General features: G+C 40.9%; 21 protein-coding genes and 1 pseudogene. 12 read left to right on the top strand and 10 right to left on the bottom strand.

What is annotated here, in order from left to right; all coding sequences use genetic code 11:
* Positions 1-172: 172 nt before the first annotated feature.
* The 8 genes from LQ188_RS09395 to LQ188_RS09360 all read left to right on the top strand — a co-directional run bounded on the left by LQ188_RS09395 (position 173) and on the right by LQ188_RS09360 (position 8,794).
* Entirely contained in the window at positions 173-1,948 is a 1,776-nt protein-coding gene (locus LQ188_RS09395; RefSeq protein WP_230176678.1) for a methyl-accepting chemotaxis protein, read from the top strand.
* Positions 1,949-2,286: 338 nt separating this feature from the next.
* The gene (locus LQ188_RS09390; RefSeq protein WP_101223058.1) at positions 2,287-2,502 is read left to right on the top strand and encodes a hypothetical protein; all 216 of its coding nucleotides are present in this window, start codon (positions 2,287-2,289) and stop codon (positions 2,500-2,502) included.
* A gap of 786 nt (positions 2,503-3,288) precedes the next feature.
* Positions 3,289-4,470, top strand: a complete 1,182-nt coding sequence (gene pgsB, locus LQ188_RS09385) for a poly-gamma-glutamate synthase PgsB (protein ID WP_101223059.1) — start codon at positions 3,289-3,291, stop codon at positions 4,468-4,470.
* Between the two features lie 15 nt (positions 4,471-4,485).
* A complete protein-coding gene (gene pgsC, locus LQ188_RS09380; protein WP_048687555.1) occupies positions 4,486-4,935 on the top strand; it encodes a poly-gamma-glutamate biosynthesis protein PgsC in 450 nt (149 codons plus the stop codon).
* A 10-nt stretch (positions 4,936-4,945) separates the two neighbouring features.
* Positions 4,946-6,223, top strand: a complete 1,278-nt coding sequence (locus LQ188_RS09375; protein ID WP_101223060.1) for a CapA family protein — start codon at positions 4,946-4,948, stop codon at positions 6,221-6,223.
* A gap of 69 nt (positions 6,224-6,292) precedes the next feature.
* The gene (locus tag LQ188_RS09370; protein WP_202190581.1) at positions 6,293-7,876 is read left to right on the top strand and encodes a gamma-glutamyltransferase; all 1,584 of its coding nucleotides are present in this window, start codon (positions 6,293-6,295) and stop codon (positions 7,874-7,876) included.
* Positions 7,877-7,945: 69 nt separating this feature from the next.
* Positions 7,946-8,095: a CapE family protein gene (locus LQ188_RS09365; RefSeq protein WP_157831026.1), complete on the top strand. Its 150-nt coding sequence runs from the start codon at positions 7,946-7,948 to the stop codon at positions 8,093-8,095.
* 69 nt (positions 8,096-8,164) lie between these two features.
* Positions 8,165-8,794 carry a poly-gamma-glutamate hydrolase family protein gene (locus LQ188_RS09360; protein ID WP_101223061.1) on the top strand — a complete coding sequence of 210 codons (630 nt, stop codon included), beginning with the start codon at positions 8,165-8,167 and terminating at the stop codon, positions 8,792-8,794.
* 5 nt (positions 8,795-8,799) lie between these two features.
* On the opposite strand, the gene LQ188_RS09355 is transcribed toward LQ188_RS09360, so the two are convergent.
* Positions 8,800-10,002: a C40 family peptidase gene (locus tag LQ188_RS09355; protein ID WP_101223062.1), complete on the bottom strand. Its 1,203-nt coding sequence runs from the start codon at positions 10,000-10,002 to the stop codon at positions 8,800-8,802.
* 394 nt (positions 10,003-10,396) lie between these two features.
* On the opposite strand from LQ188_RS09355, the gene LQ188_RS09350 reads away from it, so the two are divergent.
* Positions 10,397-10,564: a hypothetical protein gene (locus LQ188_RS09350; RefSeq protein WP_157831027.1), complete on the top strand. Its 168-nt coding sequence runs from the start codon at positions 10,397-10,399 to the stop codon at positions 10,562-10,564.
* A gap of 25 nt (positions 10,565-10,589) precedes the next feature.
* Here the strand turns inward: LQ188_RS09350 and LQ188_RS09345 are convergent, their stop codons facing one another.
* The 9 genes and pseudogenes from LQ188_RS09345 to LQ188_RS09305 all read right to left on the bottom strand — a co-directional run bounded on the left by LQ188_RS09345 (position 10,590) and on the right by LQ188_RS09305 (position 19,344).
* Positions 10,590-11,255 (bottom strand): DUF2642 domain-containing protein, encoded by a 666-nt coding sequence (locus tag LQ188_RS09345; RefSeq protein ID WP_101223063.1) that lies wholly within the window; start codon positions 11,253-11,255, stop codon positions 10,590-10,592.
* A gap of 24 nt (positions 11,256-11,279) precedes the next feature.
* Entirely contained in the window at positions 11,280-12,635 is a 1,356-nt protein-coding gene (locus LQ188_RS09340) for an arsenic transporter (RefSeq protein WP_101223064.1), read from the bottom strand.
* 247 nt (positions 12,636-12,882) lie between these two features.
* The gene (locus LQ188_RS09335) at positions 12,883-14,964 is read right to left on the bottom strand and encodes a methyl-accepting chemotaxis protein (RefSeq protein ID WP_101223065.1); all 2,082 of its coding nucleotides are present in this window, start codon (positions 14,962-14,964) and stop codon (positions 12,883-12,885) included.
* Positions 14,965-15,248: 284 nt separating this feature from the next.
* Positions 15,249-15,377: pseudogene (locus LQ188_RS09330) on the bottom strand (DJ-1 family protein); the annotation flags it as partial.
* Between the two features lie 165 nt (positions 15,378-15,542).
* The gene (locus LQ188_RS09325) at positions 15,543-15,740 is read right to left on the bottom strand and encodes a hypothetical protein (RefSeq protein ID WP_101223067.1); all 198 of its coding nucleotides are present in this window, start codon (positions 15,738-15,740) and stop codon (positions 15,543-15,545) included.
* Positions 15,741-15,868: 128 nt separating this feature from the next.
* Positions 15,869-17,119, bottom strand: coding sequence for an MFS transporter (locus LQ188_RS09320; RefSeq protein WP_230176677.1), 1,251 nt, complete (start codon positions 17,117-17,119; stop codon positions 15,869-15,871).
* 644 nt (positions 17,120-17,763) lie between these two features.
* Entirely contained in the window at positions 17,764-18,249 is a 486-nt protein-coding gene (locus LQ188_RS09315) for an SRPBCC family protein (protein ID WP_230176676.1), read from the bottom strand.
* A gap of 23 nt (positions 18,250-18,272) precedes the next feature.
* Entirely contained in the window at positions 18,273-18,785 is a 513-nt protein-coding gene (locus LQ188_RS09310; RefSeq protein WP_101223070.1) for a GNAT family N-acetyltransferase, read from the bottom strand.
* 34 nt (positions 18,786-18,819) lie between these two features.
* Positions 18,820-19,344: a YfiT family bacillithiol transferase gene (locus LQ188_RS09305; RefSeq protein ID WP_230176675.1), complete on the bottom strand. Its 525-nt coding sequence runs from the start codon at positions 19,342-19,344 to the stop codon at positions 18,820-18,822.
* A gap of 240 nt (positions 19,345-19,584) precedes the next feature.
* Between LQ188_RS09305 and LQ188_RS09300 the strand changes: the two genes are divergently transcribed.
* The 3 genes from LQ188_RS09300 to LQ188_RS09290 are packed head-to-tail and all read left to right on the top strand — an operon-like array spanning position 19,585 to position 23,294.
* Positions 19,585-20,685, top strand: a complete 1,101-nt coding sequence (locus LQ188_RS09300) for an endospore germination permease (protein ID WP_230176674.1) — start codon at positions 19,585-19,587, stop codon at positions 20,683-20,685.
* Positions 20,660-22,144, top strand: a complete 1,485-nt coding sequence (locus tag LQ188_RS09295; protein WP_230176673.1) for a spore germination protein — start codon at positions 20,660-20,662, stop codon at positions 22,142-22,144. The genes LQ188_RS09300 and LQ188_RS09295 overlap by 26 nt, the downstream gene beginning before the upstream one ends.
* A gap of 4 nt (positions 22,145-22,148) precedes the next feature.
* Entirely contained in the window at positions 22,149-23,294 is a 1,146-nt protein-coding gene (locus LQ188_RS09290; protein WP_157831030.1) for a Ger(x)C family spore germination protein, read from the top strand.
* Positions 23,295-23,578: the final 284 nt, after the last annotated feature.

Below are 23,578 nucleotides of genomic sequence, written 5' to 3'. Positions count from 1 at the left end.
ATTATATTTTTCCAAGTCAATAGTAACTTGAAAACGATAAGAAATCAAGATGTTTATATTAAGAGAACATTGGATCTGATGGAAAATTTGGTTAACTTTTCATTACTCAAATATCCTTTTATTTATCCGATAAAACAGTGTGAATAAAATATCGATAAAGGGGTCCAATAATTTGAAAAGCATTAAAGCAAAGGTATTGGTGGCATTTTCACTCATCATATCTTTATGTGTCATCTTAGGAGCATTCAACATCTACAGCAGCAACAAGTCACTGGTATATTCCCAGGATATCATCAAAAAGGAGCTTCCGCTTCTTATCCAAGACGAAAAGCTGCTATACAATCTAGCACAAAGAACCGCATACGCCCGGGCATATATTCTTTATGGTGACAAGAGTTATAAAGAAGGGTTCTTACAATATACCGAAGAAAGCCAGGTCATCCAGGAGGATCTCCTTGCCTTAAGCGATTCTGTTAAAGCGAAGGAATTAATCGAGAAAAGCGTGGATTGGAGGACGATGATTGTAGACCGGGTGTTTCCACAATATGAAAATGGAAATGAAGAACGCGCTAAAGAGATACTCGAAAATGAAGTGGCGCCAATAAGCAATGAAGTTATGGAGGGTTTCAAGGAGCTTGCTTCGGAACGCGAGGAATTGATTGTCGCTTCAGGTGAAACCGTCATCACCAACGGGAAATCGGTTAAGACGACAAGTATCATCATATCCATTGCGGCAGTCCTTATCGGCCTTGTCCTTGCGGTTGTCACTGCCAACCTCATTACCACCCCCCTCCTTAAAATCAGGGATAGGATGAAAATGGTGGCTGCAGTAGAGCTGAATCATGAGCCCCTGGAGCAAAAGTCAAATGATGAAATGGGCGAACTAACGGTATCCGCCAATCAAATGCAGAAAGACCTTCGTGATACGATTGAAAAAATGCTCATTGTTTCGCAATCCGTTTCCAACCAAAGCGAAGATCTGACTCAATCAGCAAATGAAGTGCAGCAGGGCACCAAACAGATAGCGACTACTATGTATGAACTTTCGGAAGGTTCGGAGTCACAAGCCAACCGGGCATCTGAAATGGTTCGCATCATGGATGATTTCACCGGCAGGATTAAGCTTGCCCACCTAGAAGGGGTGGATGTAGCTAACAGTTCAACCGAAATCCTTTCCTTGACCAAGGAAGGCACCACTTTAATGCGCAGTTCGGTCCAACAGATGCAAAGTATTGATGGGATTGTCAAAAATGCCGTAGAGCAAGTGAAAGGACTCGATTCTCAATCACAGCAAATTTCGCAGCTTGTGCAGGTCATCAAGGATATATACAATCAAACTAATCTATTGGCGCTGAATGCAGCCATAGAAGCTGCTTGTGCTGGTGAACATGGCAAGGGCTTTGCCGTCGCCGATGAAGTGCGGAAACTCGCTGAAGAGGTCACAGACTCCGTTGGGGATATCACCAATATTGTCTCCGCCATTCAAACAGGTTCAAAAACTGTCGTCCACTCCCTGGAAGATGGTTATACTCAAGTGGATGAAGGCACGAAACAAATCACGCTCACAGGGCAAACCTTTGAAACAATCAATCATTCTGTCGGGAATATGGAAATGAAAATACTGCATATAACAGACGAATTGAACTATTTTTCCATAAATAGCCAAAAAATCATCAGGCTATCGAAGATATCGCAGCCGTTTCTGAAGAGTCCGCGGCAGGAATCGAACAAGTCTCCGCCTCCGCTCAGCAATCCAGCTCTTCGATGGATGAAATCACGAATCATGCCAGTGAACTTGCATCTTCGGCAGAACTGCTCACTGAACAGGTTAAGAAGTTCCAATTATGACACTAGCAATTTCCCGAATGCGGGAAATTGCTTTTTCCCTTCCATTATAAGGGTTGTTTCATTTTCGTATATTCGGGGAATAAATAACTATACACAATAATGAACCATTAAAAAACAAATCTATCAGAAGTGGCTGGAAGTGAATATTTTCCTTTGTTTTCAGAATATTTAGTGTATAATTGATTAAAGGAATATTTTAACTTAAATATTCATTACTTCCAATACCTGCTACTGCAAATCCCGACATTTCCTTTCAACATGCACGAGAACATATACCCAGTAAGGTTCCATTGCATGCTTTCTCTCGAATCAAGCCATTCACAACTTTATTCACACAAAAACACGATTCCCACTTCAAATTTTTTAAAAAGGTTAAATTTCACTAATGATATGATACTATTAAACCAAGACCTTTTAACCCCATAAGGAGGAATTCATATGAAACGTTTTTTCAAATTCATAACAGATTTTAACGAAAGAAAAGCACTGGAACGGGAAACCGATGAATTCTTTCGCAAAGAATACGAAAATTATATGAAGATGAATCCTGACAATCAAGGAAAAAGAAGGAGATTAACTCCTAGATTTTATGTGATTGATGGCGGTAAAAAGGGCTCCAACCTTGAAATTTCTGACAGAAAGAAATCCAGTTGACCTGATTCCTTCCATAATCAGCTACCCAGGCTGCAGTTCAAGACTCCCCAACGTTAAATCTCCAGATAAACGGAGATTCGTGACCATTCCATTCATTTGCAATATATAAGCCGAAAGCTCAGAAATGCTTCTGAGCTTTTTTATTTTGCATTCATCTATAAACACTATATCTATAGAAGAAACTAGGTATTTTTTTAAAAAATGGGTTAACTTTATTTTATTTCATGTTTTAGGTAAAAGATCAATGATAGACCCATGGGTATTACCTAAGGAAAAAACCGGTAAATATCAAAAAAAAGAGATGTGTTCTTTTACTCATCTTTGTCCATATTCAAAAGAGTTCAACTAATTGAGTCGTTAGATGCAATATTTCACATTGAATGACAAATGCTTAAAAATTGTTACGTTTATGTCAAACAATGGGTAGAAACAATTAACAAACTGTAATAAACCTCACTTTTCAAAAACAATTATTATTCAAATATAGCCATTATGAATTAGGTTTAAATGCTCATGAATCTATTTTGATTCTAATCAAAATGGGTTTTTATTAAACTTTCCATAATTTAGTGTAAATAAACCGAGGATTCCCTTGATTTCCAGCCATATCTTTGTACTCATAAAACAATTTATCCCATTAGATACTATTACACTCCAATATACATTTATTTGAAAAAGCTGATAATAACTATATTGCAATAGAATAATTGACTCTTGCCTATTAAGTTTAAAATCATGTAGTGTGTATTCAGTAAATCAAATATTTAAAAAAAGAGAGGTTAAAAAATGGCACCAATATTTATTTGTGCGATCTTTTTGCTTGGCTATGGCATTTTCGAACAAAAGCGCCATCAGAAGCGTCTCGACTCCATCCCGGTACGTGTGAATGTGAATGGGATCCGAGGGAAATCGACTGTAACGCGTCTGATTACAGGTGTGATCCAGGAAGCTAAGTACAAAACAGTAGGTAAAACAACCGGTACATCAGCAAGAATGATCTATTGGTTTACCGACAAGGAAAAACCGATTGTACGCCGACCGGAAGGACCCAACATAGGAGAACAACGGCGTGTAATTAAAGAAGTTGCCGATTTAGGAACCGAGGCGTTGGTTTGTGAATGTATGGCCGTACAGCCTGACTATCAACTAATCTTCCAAAACAAAATGATCCAAGCAAACATCGGGGTCATCGTGAATGTATTGGAAGACCATATGGATGTCATGGGACCGACTTTGGATGAGGTTGCTGAAGCCTTCACCGCTACCATTCCCTATAATGGTCACTTAATAACCATCGAAAGTGAATACTTGGACTTTTTCAAGCAAATTGCCAAAGAACGCAACACAAAAGTGATTGTTGCAGATAACTCCAGAATTTCGGAAGAATTTCTACGCGAATTCGACTATATGGTATTTCCGGATAATGCATCCCTCGCATTGGCCGTTGCGGAAGCTTTGGGCATTGATGAAAAAACAGCATTTCGCGGCATGTTGAATGCGCATCCCGATCCAGGTGCCATGCGGATCACCAAATTCGGAGATCCCATCCAGCCAACTTTCTTTGTCAATGGCTTTGCTGCCAATGACGCGTCATCGACGTTGAACATCTGGGAACGAGTCAATACATTCGGATACAGCACAGAACCTCCTATCGTCATCATGAATTGCCGTCCCGACCGTGTGGACCGTACCGAGCAATTTGCTAGAGATGTATTGCCTTACATAAAATCTGAAATCGTCATATCAATTGGTGAAACCACATCACCGATCACTCGGGCATTCGAGCAAGGTAAATTGGATACAAAAGAGTATTGGGATTTGGAAAACTGGTCAACTGAAGAAATCGTGGCCCGCCTCCGCCCAATGATGAAAAATCGCATCGTCTACGGTGTCGGGAATATTCACGGTGCAGCGGAACCATTAATTGAAGCATTCATGAAATCTAAAACGAAGCAAAAAGCGAGTTAAGTAGGAGGAACCTTAATGTTTGGATCGGATTTATATGTAGCCCTAGTGCTAGGAGTTACGCTTAGCCTTATATTTTCAGAAAAAACGGGTGTCGTACCCGCAGGACTTATCGTGCCAGGTTATTTGGCATTGGTATTTGACCAATGGGAAATCATGCTGACCATCCTGATCATCAGTGTCGTAACTTATTTAATCGTCACTCATGGTCTTTCAAGATGGGTGATTTTATATGGAAGAAGAAAATTCGCAGCCATGATGGTGACCGGGATTTGCTTGAAGCTCCTATTGGACTTAGTCTACCCCGTCATGCCATTTGAAATATTCGAGTTTCGGGGAATCGGTATAATCGTACCTGGATTGATAGCGAATACGATTCAAAGACAAGGAATGCCATTGACACTTGGCAGCACGCTTTTATTATCCGGCTTGACTTTCGGTTTAATGAACGTGTACTACCTATTCTGAGGTGCAAAAAATGAAACGGACTTTAAATGCAAAAGAAAAAACACTTATCTTTATTAAACGCACTAAGAAAAAGAATCTTAAATACTCTGCAATCATACTACCTATATTACTAATCGCTTTGGTCATCACCACTTGGATGGGACGGGCTGAAGAAGTGAAAACAACCGCTCCAAAATCCGATCAACCATTGACTATGACAATGGTCGGTGATGTGATGATGGGACGTTATGTTGAAGAAGTGACGGAAAGGCACGGGTATGAATACCTCTTCCGGTATATGAAGCCATATTTCGCCAATTCAGATTATGTCAGTGGGAATTATGAACATACCTCTTTAAAAGAAGAGGTATCTAACTACAAGGAAGCAGATACGCCCATCCGGTTAAACTCCAATACTAGTGGTGTGGAAGCCGTTAAAGATGCTGGCTTCTCTGTGATGTCTTTGGCAAATAACCATATGATGGACTATGAAGAACAAGGACTCCTTGACACGATTGATGAATTCAAAAGTGCAGATATGCACTATGTCGGTGTTGGATCGAACACTGCGGAAGCTAAAAATAGCATCGACTATGCGGATGTTGATGGCGTACGTGTCGCAACACTTGGCTTCACAGATGTTTACGGTAAGGATGCCGTGTCAAAAAATGATAAAGCCGGACTATTGAACTCCAACCCTGATTTATTATTTGAAATGATCGGCAAAGCAAGGAATGCCAAGCAAGGCAACGCAGACTTGGTTGTGGTGAATATGCACTGGGGACAAGAGTATTCAACATCAACAACCGCTCGTCAAAAAGACTTGGCTAAAGCTATCATCGATGCGGGGGCTGACATCATCATCGGCCATCACCCCCACGTGCTTCAATCGTTTGATGTTTATAAAGATGGAATCATTTTCTATAGTTTAGGAAATTTCATATTCGATCAAGGCTGGACACGCACAAAGGATTCGGCCATGGTTCAATACCATTTAGCGGAAGACGGAAAAGCTACAATCGATGTCGTTCCACTTCAAATTGAAGAAGCAACACCAAGGCCAGCTACCTCTTCAATCGACAAATCACGTGTTTACCGGCAGTTGACGAAGGAAACGAGTGAAAAGGTCCAGTGGTCGAAAAAAGAGGATAGCATCGAGATTACCTTGGATCACAAAAAGGTAATCGACCATAAGGCACAACGTGAACAAGAAGCAAAAGCAGCGAAGGAAGCAAAGGAAAAGAAAAAAGCTGCACAAGAGAAAAAGGCAGCACAAGCTATACAACAGGACATCCAGCCCATTCAGTAAGGATCGATTGGATACTACTATGTGAAAAGAGAAACAACTTGGAAGCTCAACGAGAAGGGGGAATAATCGATGATTAACCGTATGACGAGAAAAGTGCTCATTCCAATTAGCATACTCATATATATTGCTGGATGTTCGAAGACACCCCCTATTTCTGACACGAATGATCCGATAGAGAGTAAAACGGAACAATCATATGGGGTCAGTTCTTCAAACCCAATCGCAATAGATGTAGGGATGGATATATTAAAAAATGGTGGAACGGCGGCGGATGCCGCCATTGCGGTATCCTATGTATTAGGTGTAGTTGAACCTTATGGATCTGGCGTGGGTGGCGGCGGCGGTATGCTCATTGCCCCGGAATCCGGCGATCCCAATTTTATCGATTATCGTGAATCTTCTCCGGAAGACCAAAGTTCAAGACACGATACAGGGATTCCAGGCTTAGTGGCCGGCATGCAGGTTATAAGTGATAAGTATGGGAGCGTACCGATGGAGGATCTACTTCAGCCGGCGATAGATCTGGCTGAAGACGGATTTGAAGTCGACAAATCGTTATCATCACGCTTAGAAGCAGCTCAGCCAAGGATATCTTCCGATGCGACTTCTCTTTTTTATCCTGATGGTGATGCCATTGAACCAGGCAAAACTCTCGTCCAAGAAAGACTTGCTGAAACATTGAAGCAGATTCAAAAGGAAGGTCCTGATGGTTTTTATAAAGGGGAAATTGCACGGGATATTAAAAGAGAATCAGATATCGACTTGATGGATTTAAAACGCTATGAGGTGAAGGAACGTAAGCCGGTCCAAGGAGCATTTGCCGGTTATGATGTTTTTACCGCCCCTCCGCCCTTTTCAGGAATTACAGTTCTTGAAATGTTAAAGCTCGCCGAGGAAATGAACCTAGGTGATACTTCAAGCAAATCAGCTTATATGAAAGTCTTGGGGGGCATCACGGATACTGCTTATCAAGATCGGTCCGCCCATGTTGGAGATGGAATAAGTCATTCTAAAGCGGAAAAATTGCTCTCCCCCATTCATTTGGATAATCTTAAAAATAAGATCAAAAGTGAAAAATGGGACGATAAAGAATCGAATGGTTCAGAAGAACATGAAAGTACGACACACTTTGTGATAATGGACAAGTATGGCACTGTCGTTTCAACAACAAATACGCTCAGTAACTTTTTCGGATCTGGGGATTATACGAATGGATTTTTCCTTAACGATCAATTGAAAAATTTCCGGTCCGGCTTGAATTCTCAAGAGGCATATAAACGGTCAAGAACTTTCACCGCTCCGACCATTCTCAAGAAACCAGGGCAGGAATCGATTGGGATCGGCTCACCAGGCGGTGATAGGATTCCGCAAGTATTGATGCAGGTTCTTTATTCTTACACAGAGAATGAAGGCCCATTTCAGGATATCGTCGACCGTAATCGGTTCGTCTTTGATGGAAAGAAGATTTATACAGAATCCAGGCTTTCGGATGAAACAATATCAGAATTGGAAGATTCAGGATATGAAGTCATTCAGAAGATTTCCCCCATGTATTATGGCGGTGTTCAAGTACTTGTTAAAAACGAGAAAAATGGACAATTATCCGGAGCAGGGGATAAAAGAAGAAATGGAAGCTGGAAAGCTCAGCAATAAACGAGCAATCCAGCTCCTCCTTTTCTAAATATCATATGAATTTTAGCGATGTATAAGGGGACGTAGAATATGAATATCGTAAAAAAAATAACAAGCTGGGTCATACCCGTTTTTATAATAGCGGCCCTGCTTGTGACCATGAATACGTTTAAACGGACAGAAACTTTAACACCCGACGAGCAAAAAAAGATAGAACAATATACGACTGTCGAAAAATGAAAAAAGCCGGGGCATCCCCGCTTTTTTTATTTTTGCCGTCAACGAGTGAAAGATATACGGAGGATAACCATGAAGGAAAATAACTATACTGATTTTATTGAACTAGAGCAAAATGAACAAGAAGACCTCGATTACCGTATCATCGTTCATCACAGGAATCCTGATATTGCAGTTCTAGCCATACATGGCGGGAACATCGAACCAGGAACTAGCGAGATTGCAGCCGCACTTGGAGAGAGACTTTGTGCAAGCACCTATCTATTCGAAGGTCTTAAACCAAGGGGCAACCAGGTCCTCCATATAACATCCCGCTTGTTCAATGAACCGATCGGCGTTTCAATGGCAGCGAACGCACAAACCACCCTTTCCATCCATGGCCACTACGACGTACATAATGCGCTGATTTACTTTGGCGGAAGGAACGAACCCTTTAAGAACCTGATACAGCAATGCCTCAACAAAGCTGGATTCCAAACTGCTCATGCACCGCAGCACCTTTCAGGGATGAAAGGAAACAACATCACCAACATATCCAAAACGGGTGCAGGCGTGCAATTGGAACTTTCCACTAAGCTTAGAAAAAGCTTTTTCAAAGGTGATGACTTTACCAGTAAAAACAGGGTCAATCACTGTGATCTTTTTAAACGGTTCGTTACTGCCATTGAAAAAGCGACTCTTGAATATAAACAGATTGAATGATCTTCTTAGTCCATAAGGCTTTCAACTTGGCCGAAGCTTTCGAATTTCTCGGCAAAATAAACTGACGAAAGATTGGAGATATGAACGCCCGTGTTTTCCGTTGTATGGAGAAAACGGCCATCACCTAGATAAATACCTACGTGGGTCACACCCAGCCTTGTTCCTGTGTCCCTAAAAAACACTAAATCCCCTGCCTTTGGATTTTCGATTTTGGACAGTAATGAGAAGTAATCCGCTGCAGAACCCCGTTTTACTGAAAGGCCCTTTTCCTTCATGACCCAATAAATGAATCCGCTGCAATCCATTCCGATCATCGGATCTTCCCCACCGAAAACATAGTTGAATCCGCGTAGAGTGTATGCATACTTGATGACATCATATGCTTTATCATATGCAGCCTCCTGGTTTACATAAAACGGATACAACGGGTTGCTGTATAGTTGAAGATACTGCCCTTGCATCAATTCATCCATACTTAAAGCGTTACGACTTTTGATCGTACTCATGGAAATGCTGTAATTCTCCGATATACTTTTAAGCGTTTCTCCCGTTTGGACGATATGCTCTCCTTTAGGCGTATATGTTTTGTACGCCACTTGGTATTTTGCAAAGTAATCTTCTGTAGTGGATCTCACCTGCACCGTTTCCGCACCATATCCAGAATTGATAAATTGGTTTTTGCCGACATAAATACCCGCAGTCACGACTTTTAAGCTGTCTTTTTCCAGAAAGAATATAATATCCCCCGTTTTCGGAGTGGCTGTATCCATCCCTTGCTTATAAAAGCCATCTACTGTCAAACGGTCGACCGGCACATTTTGCCGGGAAAGCACCCAATGAATCAATCCGCTCGAATCAAATCCTTTTTCAGGCGTCTCCTCTCCAGCTGTCTTTTTAAACCCTATAAAGGATTTCGCATAGTTTGCAATTTTTTTTCCTCTCTCCGACCATTGAAAGATGGAAGGAGTATACGCCGTGTGAATGATTGTCAACCTTTGGCCCGCAAATAACTTATCATCCGGTAAACCATTCGTTTTCATTAATTGTTCAGCCGATATCTCATATGTCTTGGCAATCGATTCAACCGTTTCGCCAGAGGTTACAGTATGCACAGGCTCTGCTGCCTCGGCCATTAAGCCAGGTAAAAAAGTGAAATTGATCATGAATACCAATGTAAGTATCATACCGCTTAATTTTCCGTTAAACATTTTAACCTTCCTTTATAGCTGAAATATTTTTAAATATACGATGTTCAAGTAAACTCCATCACACGAATCTTTTATCCTATCATCCACCCAAAAAAATGAGCCTTAACTCTCAACACTTCCATATTATCGGCGAACAGAATAAAACATTTAGCCTATTTTCACAAATTATCATCAATCCGATTCAATAAAACCACTTTAAAAACAAACCATTATTCCTATATTATGCTCTTTTACCGTCACAGTGTGACTTTCCCTATAGCTACCCAGGTCATGGAGAAATGTTCATGGTTGGAATCGGAAAATTACTAGAAGATTTTATTTTTTTGGACAGAATGGGTAAAGTTAGCTGAGGCCAGTGATGATAAAGTCGTACTAACGATATAGGAGTGAAGATATGCAACATAGTTTAGGAGGGGCAACGCATTTGAGGTTTGGCATAAACAGACCTTGCTGTAACGTGATGAACTACACATATAGCTTGGCAACTCTAAAAAAGGATCAGGAACCCGAATCCATTGGTATCACCCATCATCTAGCAGAAGAAAATAAGGGGAAAGCTTAATGGCCTTCCCCTCGTTTCTAAGAATCTATGGCATGTACACCGTTTTAATATGTGAAAGCTTCAAAAACACATGTTCTCCACTGGCTGTCGTTAATTCAACCAAGTTGTTTTCCGCCTTTTTAAGCATACCGATTTTCATCGGGTCCTCTCCCCCATCAAATACTACTAGCTTTCCTGCATTTTTCTTTAATTGGTCTTCCAAAGAACGCAGCATTGGCACATCTGAAGGGTTGACGGGAAAACTCTCTTTACTGAGTGTATAGGGTGTGGCACTTTGATTGTACGGGGTAAGCCATTTAAGGTGATGCAGCGAGACATACATCATTTTATATACAGGCGAGTAGAATGCAAAGTAATCATTGAAAACATTGGTTATATAGCCGTGTAAAGGAATGTGTCCAGCAACATGGATTTCTGAAAAAACCCCTTTTGCGTTCATTAGTGTTTTACGATAGGAAATCGACGCCATGTCTTCCATTATGGGGGACTCCATAGGATTTTTGATCTCATTATCAATCTCTGTACTCAGATTGAATTTATGGACGTGCAGCATAGGAAAATACAAAAACTGCTGTCCATTGAACAACACTAGAATATCAGTGCTCAGATCAGTTAGAATTCCTTTGAAAGTTTTTTTTCCTGAGATTTGGACATCAATCTGTTTACCCAGTAATGCAAACGCATCACTCATTACTATCTCCTCCTAGGGGGTTATTCAGCTAAAAATCATTTGCACCCAATAAAATAATAAGAGCAGTGTCACCACTGTCGTTATTGGTATGACTATCAGGGTTACACTTAAATAATCTTTCCACTTAATTTTCACTTTGTTTTGTTTCAGGATGTGCATCCAGATAAGTGAGGCAAGAGTACCGATGGGCAATAACAATGATCCCATGTCACTACCGATTATATTAGCTAGATAGATAGTTTTTAATGTGACCGGATCCAGTCCCATTTCGGTTAAGGTAATGGTACCTATCATTAATGCTGGATGATTATTGAAGATGTTTGATAGAATCGAAACCAATCCTCCCATGACAAAGCTCGCACTCAGTAACCCTTGATTTACAATCGGTTCGCATATCTGTACGAGCATGTCTGTAAGGCCTACATTATGTAGACCATAAATGATCACATACATGGAGAATGCGAATATCAGGATGTGCCATGGGGTCTTTTTTAAGATATCGACAGGGTTTGTCCGTAAATGGTACCACCTCCAGATCAGTAAAGATAAAGAGCCAAGTACAGCAACCCACTCGATTGGAATGGAAAAATAAGAAGCTACAAAGAGTAAACAGCGCACCACGAACACATAGAGCAATACTTTCAACATGAATTTTGTGCGTTGCCTTTTTGTTTCAACCGTCACTTTCCCCTTTAGGGGGTGGAAATTCTTAGTGAAGAAACTTTCCTCAATGTCATAAGAAATTTTTGGCAGTTTCTTGGGCAATTTTTTCTTGACCACTACGAACATCAACCATGACATGAAGACCAACCCCAAAGTTGCAGGTACAAACATCATGGCAGTATGCATATAAAGCGTCATGTGCACAATTTTCAAAGCGATTAAATTAACAATATTACTCACACCAATAGGCGCACTTGAAGCTGTTGCAATCAATGCTCCACTCAAAAGATACGGGATGGCTTCATGCGGCTTTAATCTGAGATTTTTCAAAAGCAAGATCAAGATGGGGGTCGTAATCATGATGCTGCCGTCGTTATTGAATAACAAGGTCATTAAAAAGCACAATAATTGAATGTACCAATACAGACGATACCCCGATCCTTTGGCAAGGATCGCAAGTCTCGCAGCCGCCCAGTGAAAAAATCCGAAACTTTCCAAGATGACTGCCATGACAATCGTTGCCATGATGGTGATCGATGCGCCCCCGATTTTATTGATGATATCCAAAATATCGCCTTGGGATACTGTGCCATTCAGTAAAATTATCACTGCACCGATTGAAGCTGGCCATGCTTCATTGATACCTCCTGGCCTCCACAATATAACTATCATTGTCATGACGAACACAAAAATAGTCATTCCTATTTCGAAATGCATGTTGTTCTCCCCTTTTTGGGCCTTGAGCCATTGGACCCTACTTGTCCGATTCCTATATATTATTCCCCTTTGTAAAAAAAGCATGGATACTTGACCAGTCCTTCTAAATTGTACTTTTGTACTTCTAGTGATTTTGTCCACTAAAGAGAGATGCCCAGTTCACAGAAATCAGGGTCAATGGCAATACAACAAAGGGGAGACCACTTAGTGGCCTCCCCTTTTCGAAACACTTATGTTGTCCGTTCCTCTAATCCTTTATCTGAAATTCCCCGAGCGTATGCTCCAAATCATTTATTAACTGTGATAGCTGCTGTGTATATTGAGCTAGTTCATTGGATGAAGCTGCTTGTTCCTCCATCGATGATGCAATTTCCTCTGATGAAGCTGTCGTTTGCTGAGATACGGCGGTGATTTCTTCTATTACTTTAATAACCGTTTCTTTCTGTTGATTGATGCTTTCAATGGATCGTGTTTCTTCCTGGATCGAATTAGAAATCTCCTCAACGGAATCCTCCAGCTCTTTCATGGCTTCACTTACCGTGATCACGGCATTTTTCTGATCCTTGCTGATTTGATTCGTTTCATTGGTCGTCCTCAGCAATTCCTCTGTATCTGACAGAATGCTTTGGATGATGGCTTGAATGTTTTTTGTAGCTTCTTTTGAATCATCAGCCAAGCTCCTTACTTCATTCGCCACGACAGCAAACCCTTTGCCGGACTCACCTGCCCTTGCCGCTTCTATGGATGCATTCAAAGATAACAAATTGGTTTGTTCCGATATTTTCGAGATGGCATTCGTGACATCGGAAATGGTTTTTGATTTTTCCACAAGTCTTAAGCTCATGCTGTTGACTGCAGCAAAAGCCATTTCTAATTTATGGTACGACGTTTCCAAGCCACTTACCTGTTGTTTCCCTGACTCTATTTTTTCAGATGCAAGCTCCAATACGGTTTGGGTCTCCCTCGATTTTTTTGATAACCCATCGATTTCGCCACTAAGAACCTGGATCGTGCCCGCACCATGCTCCACTTGTTCAGATTGATTCGATGCTCCCGCTGCAATCTCTTCTATCGCGCGTGAAACATCTGTAATGGCCGCACTATTCTCAGCAGCTATTTGGCTTAAGCCGGCATTGGCCTTTGTCACCGATTCCGCATTGCCGTTTACCTTGGCAACCAATCCTCTTAATTTCCCCAACATCGAGTTATAGCTTTTGCTTAAGTCCCCAATCTCATCATTGGATTTAATGGCAAATTCGGACACTAAATCCCCATTAGCTGTCTTTTCTATGATTTTTTGGAAGTCGGCCATGATCTTCGTTAACTTTCCTGCTAGATAAAGAGCACATGCCGTCCCGAATAGAAGACCTAAAATACCTGATATCACTACGATTCTATTAATGTCATCCAGCTTTGATTGCAGTATTTTATCTGGATTGAGCGCCAAAACCTTCCAGTTCACTTCAGGGACCGTACTCAATTCACCTGTATAATCTTCACCTTCCAACGTCAAGGCCTGATTCGCCTTGACGTTGCCATTATACATGTCGGCCACCCACTTGAACTCTGAATTGAATCGGTCAGTATCCGCCATGAAATCCTCCACACCTACTTCCATCCCGCTTTTTTCAGGATTCATATTCTTCCCGTCCATCCCCTGCATGAATGAACTCACAATAAAACCTTGTGAATCCAATATAACCAGATTGCTAGTGGACTCTTTTTCGATGGTTGTCCTCATTTTCCCGATTGTCGAAAGGTCGATGTCATAGCCCAGGGCTCCTGCCATTTTCCCGTCCGATAAAACGGGCGTTACAACGGAAGTCATGATCATCCCTGAAACTCCATCCTTATACACATCCATCCATTTCGTTTCTGGCCTTTCGGTCAGCTGCGTATATGTCTTGGTCTCCCTTGCATCCTGATTGAAATCCATTTGGGGCGAAGCATACAAGGAACCATCCGATCCATCCATATAATAAACAGAAATTAAATCTTCATTGTTCTTTTGAAATGCCTCTATCGTTTTTTGGATATCCTTGATTGAATCACCATTCTTGATCTGATTGGAAACTAGCTGTGATAACTGCTCTAGCGAATTCTCATACGTGGCCATGCTCAAATTGATTTGTGCCGCCGCATTTTGGGCCGAGCTTTTGTTGATGGATATACTATCTTCTTTAAAAATGGAGGTCACTTTTACCCCCATTATCGAAACGGATACGACAATAGCTAGAAAAACGGATGTGCATATAAATAATAACCATTTTATCCGGACCGATATCCTCCTCTTCACTTTTTCTTTCTTTTCAATCGATGAACTTCTCATTAATAATTTCCCCTTTTTATTTGACCTGCAAAAATGCTTCGCTTACCTGTGTGAAAACAAAGATTCAATCTATGCTCAAAATGGATCCTTCCTTATTTACGATCACTTACTTTATTTTTCCACATAAACATACTATATACCTAATCAAACCTTGTCAATTGCCAATTAAGGATAAATATGTAGGCACAAAGAACTTATTGCGTTTTCAAATTCAAAAAACCCTTGGATTACATAGAATCCAAGGGTTTCAAATGGGTAATAACAAGGTTAGCAGAAAACGAGATTTAGCGTAATGCTGCAGCTAGGCTCTCTCCGAATTCTTTTGCACCATCCGGACCATCACCTGTAATGATATCATCATGCGCAACGACATGCTGTTTTGCATATTCAACGGAATTGGCTTTCAATTCGTCAGGAACTTAGTGAACTCACTTTCCACTCCAGGCACTCGCTTTGCGCGGAGTCTCATACCTTCCGTTTTTCCAGAAAAACTTTAGACCGACAATAGAATATGTCGATCTGTTAGATTCGAAGCTGATCATTTCCCATGAAAAGGAAAGATGATAACTCAAACCAATTTATCTTTTACCCGGTTTGGTGAATTGCTGACCAATTGCACCTATTATTAAAATGATGATCGAAATGAGACTGTAGTCCTTAAAAAAGGTCGTAAATGGAATTTCCAGAAATAAAAACGCCATCGTAAGCAGTCGTCCTATAAGTAGGATCATTCCGATAACTACCATCCAATTAAATAACTTTCCCAAAAAATCCATCTTTTCCTCCTTAGCCAATCTAATGATGACTTTCATGGTGTAATAAGAATAAAAAACTGGAGTGCTGCCCTAATATCCAATACCCTTCTGGCTCCAGTCCTTCAGCTCACATGGTGTCCCGTGTACCATTACTCGGGGGCATCTTTCGAGATTGGTTTTCCGGCTTCGATCAACACTTTGCTGCCCAGCAGGAAAAAACCTTGAATGAACAGCAATAAACCAGTTCCTATAAGCAGCCACTCAATTTTAATGATGTCGGATATCGGTCCGAATACTAGCATTCCCAGGGGCATCATCGATGTCGAGATCATCCCTAAAACACCAAATACCCTTCCAAGAAGATCACCCTCTACCTTCTCCTGTAACAAGACCATGGACGGCGTATTAAAGATGGGCATCGCCAATCCGACTACCCCCATGATGATCAAGTAAATCCAGAAAACGGGGATGATTCCAAGAGCGAAAGTACAGGCGCCAATTATCAGGCTCGCAAGTGTCATCGTATGGATCTTGTTTTTAAAGCCTCCCCACGAAGCCACGAAAATCCCGCCTAGCATCATTCCGATGGCAAAAGTGATCTCTATCGCAGTCAACCGCCAAACATCATTCCCGAAAGAGCGTGTGACCTGAAGCGGTGTAAGAAATGCTACAGGTGCGGCAAGCACGAAGAAAAATGCGAAAAATATAAAGAACTTCTTAAGAAAGTCGTGATTCCTGATATAACTGAATCCTTCTTTCAAATCGGTGAAATAGCTGGTAGTTTGCTTTTGTAATGCCTTCGCATGTGCTGGAATTTTCAAAAATGCCAGCAAAGTGAAGATGGCAATTGCAGCTGTAATCACATCAATGAAGAAAATGGTTTCTATTGAAGCCATCGTAAGCAGCGCGCCGCTCACCATGGGGGAAACTAGCATCACCAGCGCTTGAATGCTTCCATTTGTCCCATTAACCTTCGTAAGCTTATCCTCTGGCACAAGCTGCGGAAGAATGGCCCCGACTGCAGGAGTCTGGATTCCAGTTCCTATCGCCCGGACAGCGGACATGACGAAAAGCAGCCAAAGCTCATCGTAGCCGATTAAAAACAATATGGCCAAAATCAGCGTTGAAATGGCAATCAATGAATCCGAAAGAATGATCAGCATCTTCCGATTATAGCGGTCTGCCCATACCCCCGCGATTGGGGAGAGTATAAAGGTAGGCACGAAACCACAAACGATGGATATCGTCATCATGACACCCGACTGTGTATTCAACGTGATATACCACATGATGGCATACTGAACTAAGGACGAACCAAAGAGGGATATGGTCTGACTGCCTAGAAAAAGAGTGATATTCTTTTTCCAATTGTCCTTTACTTGTTCATTTAATGATTTCATCTCTTAAACACCTCATTCTATTTTCAATATTTTTTTCTTAATGCCCTAAAAAAAACACAGGCTATCTGCCTGTGTTTAGAGTAAATGGATCAGAACCTATCTAAAGAAACTGAGAGGATGATTATTTTCACGATAAAAAGTAATCTCCTACTGGCCTTCGGTTTGGTCAATACAATGGAGAATTCACCACTTTACACGTATCCAAAATGACCTCCTTGGATAGGTAAAGTATTTCTCCCCTTAATAATTCTTCTATTTTAAAGTCAACTGGAATAGCGAAACCCTTTGATCACAAAGGTTGTCGCGGCATCAGCTGGACACAAAAAAAAGAGGTTGAAATCGTCTCTTTTTTTCACTAAAGCGTAAAATGAAGGTTTCCCTAAAAATAGACAGACCATTCCCATTTACCCTGCGGACATGCAGAGCCTTTGAACGTATTCAATTAACGGTTCAAAGATTGGAAACGCAGTCTGATAAATGTCACAAGGAAAACCTCCATTTCTTAAAAGTTAAAGTCATCTTAACATGGAGCCAACTGGAATATCAATAAAAAACTGCCTTAATTGCAGAAGCCTCACTTCGGTTTTGGCCGAAATTCACTTTTCCGCTTCCTTATGCATCCACCTGCATGTCACACATTCCATTCATCCTTCAATTCGTTTGACGGCGGCCGTATATTCCTTATGCCTTTTTTCCCATTCATCCATCGGGAAGTCCTGATGATGACCATCAAGTAAATCACTAAACATATCAAGGCATATATGCCAGCCTGCCAAATCTTTTGATGTATGATCATTAACTGGCGTGATGGATTCTTTCAATACTAATGAGCATCCATCCTTTTCAGGGGATACCTCGAAACGAACCCAGCCGTCCCCCCATTCAAAATCTAAAACGGAAAATTCTTGGAAGTCCCTGACCTTCATATCAAAAGATTTCCCTGACCCATCATTGAAATTGAATTTTATGGTCCCGTCTTTTCGAAGGTCTTTCATTTCCAGGTTGGACATCCACTTTTCCACCTTATCATTCTCCGTTAAAGCACCCCATACCTTTTCAACCGAATGATTGAGCAGGCTATCGAATCTTGCGATAATCCCATTACCTTCTTTTTCGATTACAGCTTGCAATTGGATTCCCCCCTTACAATTCGTTACCCGATTTTATTTTTATAATAAAACATGGTCGGATGTAATTCACCATTTGCAGATTTCGCATAATCGGGAATCCTGCCTGCCTGAATATATCCCAATGAAGTATACAGGGAGTTAGAAGGATCTCCTTCCCTTGTATCCAGGACCAATAATGTCCGTCCCTCCTGCTTGGCCCTCTTCTCAGCCTCTAGCATGAGTGAACGCCCTATTCCATTTCGCCTATAACCAGTATGCGTCATTAATTTTGCGATTTCCGCACGATGGCCGCCGTTTTGCTTTGAACATAAATGTAACTGTACGCTCCCTACTATCTCACCCTGTAATTTAGCAACTAATAGAACCACATCAGGATTTATGGCACTACTCCAATAATCAATCGCCTCAGACCGTTCCATCGGAGGTAAAAAACCAATGGACGCGCCATCATCCACCACCTGCACCAAAAGTTCGGAAAGTTCATTAAGGTGGTATTCGATTGATGTTAATTGTTCGATTTTCAACTCAGCATTCACAGTAATCACAACCTTTCAGGTGATACAATCATATTCACCAACCCTGGCGCTTTGATAAAGAAGTAATATGAGCCAGGTGATGGCGTCCGTGCCATGCATAAATGCCTATATTTTCACCGACCGTCACCTCTCCTGAATCAGGATGGATGAATGTTCGGCCCATGTCGTCTGCATGAAGACACGATAAAAGTTTGCACATCCGGATATGTACACTTTCGATTAGTGATAGAGAAACTTCAATCGGCAAATCATAATCAGGCAGCTCAGCCCATTGCGCCTCTTCGTACGGTTTAATGACCGGACTTTCTTCCGTAAGGGCCAATTTGAAACGAATATATGCATTCATATGACTATCGGCAACATGATGCACCACCTGGCGGACCGTCCATCCTCCAGGCCGATAAGCCGTATCAAGCCTTTTATCATCCATGTTACATACCGCTTCCCGCAGCATCCGAGGCAAAGCTTCAATCTCCTTGATCCACCCCTCGGCCACATCACTAGTAATTTCCCCGTCAAACTGAAACTTTCCAACCGGGTATCTTAAATCCATCTTCATCCCCCCTTGATGTTCAATAAAAATAGCATCCAGATATATTCTATATTCTTTATTGATTGAGACAAATCCTTTTTACCTGCTATTCTTTGTTTTGCAAGCCTGCACATGCTTTCATTAATCATCAGGAATATTAATCCAATCATTATCACGTATACTATTTCCACATTTAGCAACCATAACAAAAGAATGGCATTTGCATTAATACAATCTTTAAACAATGGAAATGGGGAAAGGATCATCTTGAAGAAAATCAGATCGATACAAACTCTTAGCATCTTCTTTTTATCAATCGGCCTTCTAAATCACGTTATGTTGATCCCTTTCCTTCTATCCACCGGCGGAAGGGATTCTTGGTTTTTTTCTATCCTGACTATTGGATTGATACCGGTTTGGGTCTACATATTATCGAGGATAATCAAGAATATGAATAATCAATCCCTGACAAATTGGCTTGAAAATAGATTTGGTAATCCTATTAAAAATATCGTTTTATTCTTTATCGTGATTTATCTGATCAGTCTTGTATTGGCCACCACAAAGGAAACGATTGATTGGATCACGACAAGCTTTCTTTTTGAAACCCCAAGTTTAGCGATTATCATTCCGTTTACACTGCTTTGCATCTTCCTTGCCCATTCAGGTATGCGCTCCATCGCCATTTGCTCTTCTGTATTATTGCCAATAGTCGTCATTCTTGGCATGTTTGTTGCGACCGGAAATATACCGACAAAAGACTATAGCCACCTCCTTCCCCTTTTCGAGAATGGCTATTTTCATGGCGTTAAAGCCATGAAATATTCTGGTTATGGTCTTGCCGAACTGATTTTAATCGCTTTTTTCCAGGAAAAGCTTACTGATAAAATCAGTCGGAAAGTATTGGTTTTCATATGCCTCGGTTTAGTGTTTTTACTTCTAGGACCATTAACAGCTGCAATTGCCGAATTCGGACCGACCTTAGCCGAAGCCATGAGGTACCCTGCATATGAACAGTGGCGTCTGCTGACTATTGGAAAATATATCGAACATACAGATTTCTTTTCCATTTATCAATGGCTTGCTGGTGCCTATATCCGTGTTTCACTGGCATTATTCTTAATAACGGAAATCTTTAATAGGAAAACTGAAAAAATGAAGGTAGGAATTCTTTTCGCTGTCGGCTTTCTCATGGTCGTCATCTCCATCGTACCATTCAGTAATTTCAAGTTTTTGCATGTGACCCAAACTTTTTATTATCCTGGCGCTTTTTATTTCCTGTTACTTTTGTCCGCCTTTTTGTTTATCGGCACGTTCATTAGATCTAAGGAGGGTAAACGACATGAGAATGAAACGATCCAAAAATGAACCAACCCTGCCTGAATTAAAGGAGGAGACATTTCGGGAGTTATTCAGTTCAAGCTCGGATATCATATTTGACACGATTTATATTGGAGAAACCGAAAGGCCCATTCCTGTCCTTATCTTTTATTGCTCGGGTATGACCGATATCAGTTTACTGAACAAGGGGATTTTGGAAAAGTTAAACAAAATGATGGAATTGGATGAGAGAATCGATGAAGAAGAGGCAATCAACAAGCTAAAACCATTGATAGATTTGACTAAAGTGACAATTGATAGTGAATTCAATAGCGTCCAGCAGCTGATTTTCTCCGGGAATGCCTTATTATTCATTCCATCAACCCAAAAGTTATTTTCAATAAATTTGTCCAATGTTCCGAACAGGCAGCCTGAGGAGTCTTCCTTCGAGGTCTCTGTAAGAGGACCAAGAGATGGATTTGTCGAGGATTTATCCATAAATACCGCTTTAATCAGAAAGCGGCTAAAAACAAAATCGCTCGCCTATGAAGACTTTATTGTCGGCAGGCGCAGTCAAACGAAAGTCGCACTAATGTACATGGATGACATCATTGATAAAGAACTCGTTAAAAATGTGAGGTCCAAGATTAACTCCATTGATATTGATATTTTGGTGAGCAGCCAACAATTGGAGGAATTGATCACTAACAGTAAATTTAGTATATTTCCACTCACTCATTATACAAGTCGCCCCGACTTTGTAGTGGAAGCACTCAATCAAGGAAGATTCATTCTAATCGTGGACGGAATGCCAACAATAATCGTGGCTCCTTCTACATTATTATTGCAAATAAAAACAGCAGAAGATTCGAATCTTCCTTATCTATTTGTAAGTCTTGAGCGACTGCTTCGCTTTATGGGGCTTGGCATTACCATTTTATTGCCGGGGTTTTGGATATCCATTTCCGCTTTCAACATTGAACAGGTGCCGTTCCCGTTATTGGCCACCATCACCCTTTCAAGGCTTGGACTTCCCTTATCCGCCACCATGGAATTCATTCTCATGCTCATTTTATTTGAATTATTCCGCGAATCCGGAGTCAGGTTACCTAAAGCGGTTGGGCAGACAGTTGCTGTTGTAGGCGGACTCATTGTCGGTGATGCCGCGATAAGGGCCGGACTGACCTCACAAACCATGCTTGTGGTTACTGCCGTAACCTCTGTCGCATCTTATACTCTTGTAAACCAGTCTTTAACAGGGGCCGTAACGATTCTGCGCATGTTTGTGCTGTTACTAAGCTGTATTTATGGAATCTATGGCACGATAATCGGTTTCCTTTCCATTGTCACTTTACTATCCAGGCTTGATTCATTCGGGATTTCATATATTGGCGGAATGAACCCGCCAATATTCACTAAACTACTGGATTCATTCATAAAGAGGCCATGGAATTCCATGAGCAAACGATCCTTGGCAGCTAATGATAAGACCAGAAAGGGGCAGTAAGGCCATGTTCCGCATCTGCAAAATATTATTAACCATCCCTCTATTCCTTTTACTTTCAGGCTGCTGGGATGAAAAAACGATCCAGGACTTTCATTATATAACGGCCATCGGGATAGATTTCAAAGATGGGGAATACATTGTTTATACGCAACTTGTGGACTTCTCTGCGGTAGCTAAAACGGAGGCAAAACCCACTCAAGCCCCGCCCGTATATGTAGGGAAACAAAAAGCGCGTTCCATCTCGATCGCCATTAATAAACTAATGCGCAATACTCAACAGTCTCTCTATATAGGTCATGTTTCCACATTTGTCATCAGTGAAAATGTTTTGAAGCAGCAAAGTACAGAAATAGTGGATTATATATACAGAAACCAGTTACTTAGGTACTCTGCCAATATCTTTGCCACAAAAAGTTCCATGGATGAGCTTTTCTCCATTAATGGTTATTTTAATTTATCGCCTTTATACACGACATTATATTTACCTGAGGATGTCTACCGGAATCGATCATTCATCCAACCCATTACGGTCCAAAAGTATTATTCTAACCAGCGGGAAAAAGCATCCACAACCATCCTGCCCTCCATTTCCTGGAACGATAAAGTATGGAAGGAAAAGGATAAAAAAAGAAAAAGTCTCTTTATGGATGGTGCATTTGTCATTTATTATAAAGTGTCCCAGCCCTGGTTCTCTGAAAAGGATTTGAGCGGTTTACGCTGGCTCAATAAAAGGACCAACAAAACACCCTTAAATATTAACATGAATAAGCAAGACATCTATGCCTCTTTCTCCCATCCGCATTATCAAGTAAAGCCTGTTCTCATGGATGGAAAGTACAAATTCAATATTGACGTTGATGTATCAGGTAAGATACTGGGGCTTGATACACAAATGGATATCGATAAAATAAAACGGAAATTCGAAAGCCAAATAAAAAAAGAAATCCAAACAACCTTCATGACAGGGATTCAAAAGAACGCGGATCCTTTAAGCTTAGGTAAAATCCTTTATATCAAAGAGACAAAATACTGGCAAAAGAATCATATAAATGATCCGAAGGACTACTTAGATAACGATTCACTACATGATATAAACGTTAATGTTCACATCCTTAATACAGGCGGTTTAGAAGCTAAACCACTCGAGTAATGAAGGATTTGATTTATTATTTTAGGTCCCAATTTGATGATGCTCCTTTCACGAGTAAATCGGCCAAACTCACGAGTATTTGTTCTAATTTCACGAGTAAATTGCCAAAACTCACAAGTAAAAGCTTATAATTCGTGAGTTTGCTGCTGCATTTGACGTATTATCGCTGATAATCCATGAGTTTACAGCCCAACTTGGGTTTAATAGCCCTTTTCATGTAGGATGGTGCCTTTTTAGGCTCCATCCTGATTTTTGGCGCCGGAAAATGTGGTCCTGAATTTGGC

It is taken from the genome of Peribacillus sp. Bi134, assembly GCF_918698065.1.
Lineage (GTDB): Bacteria > Bacillota > Bacilli > Bacillales > DSM-1321 > Peribacillus.
This window is presented reverse-complemented; position numbering and strand designations above follow the sequence as displayed.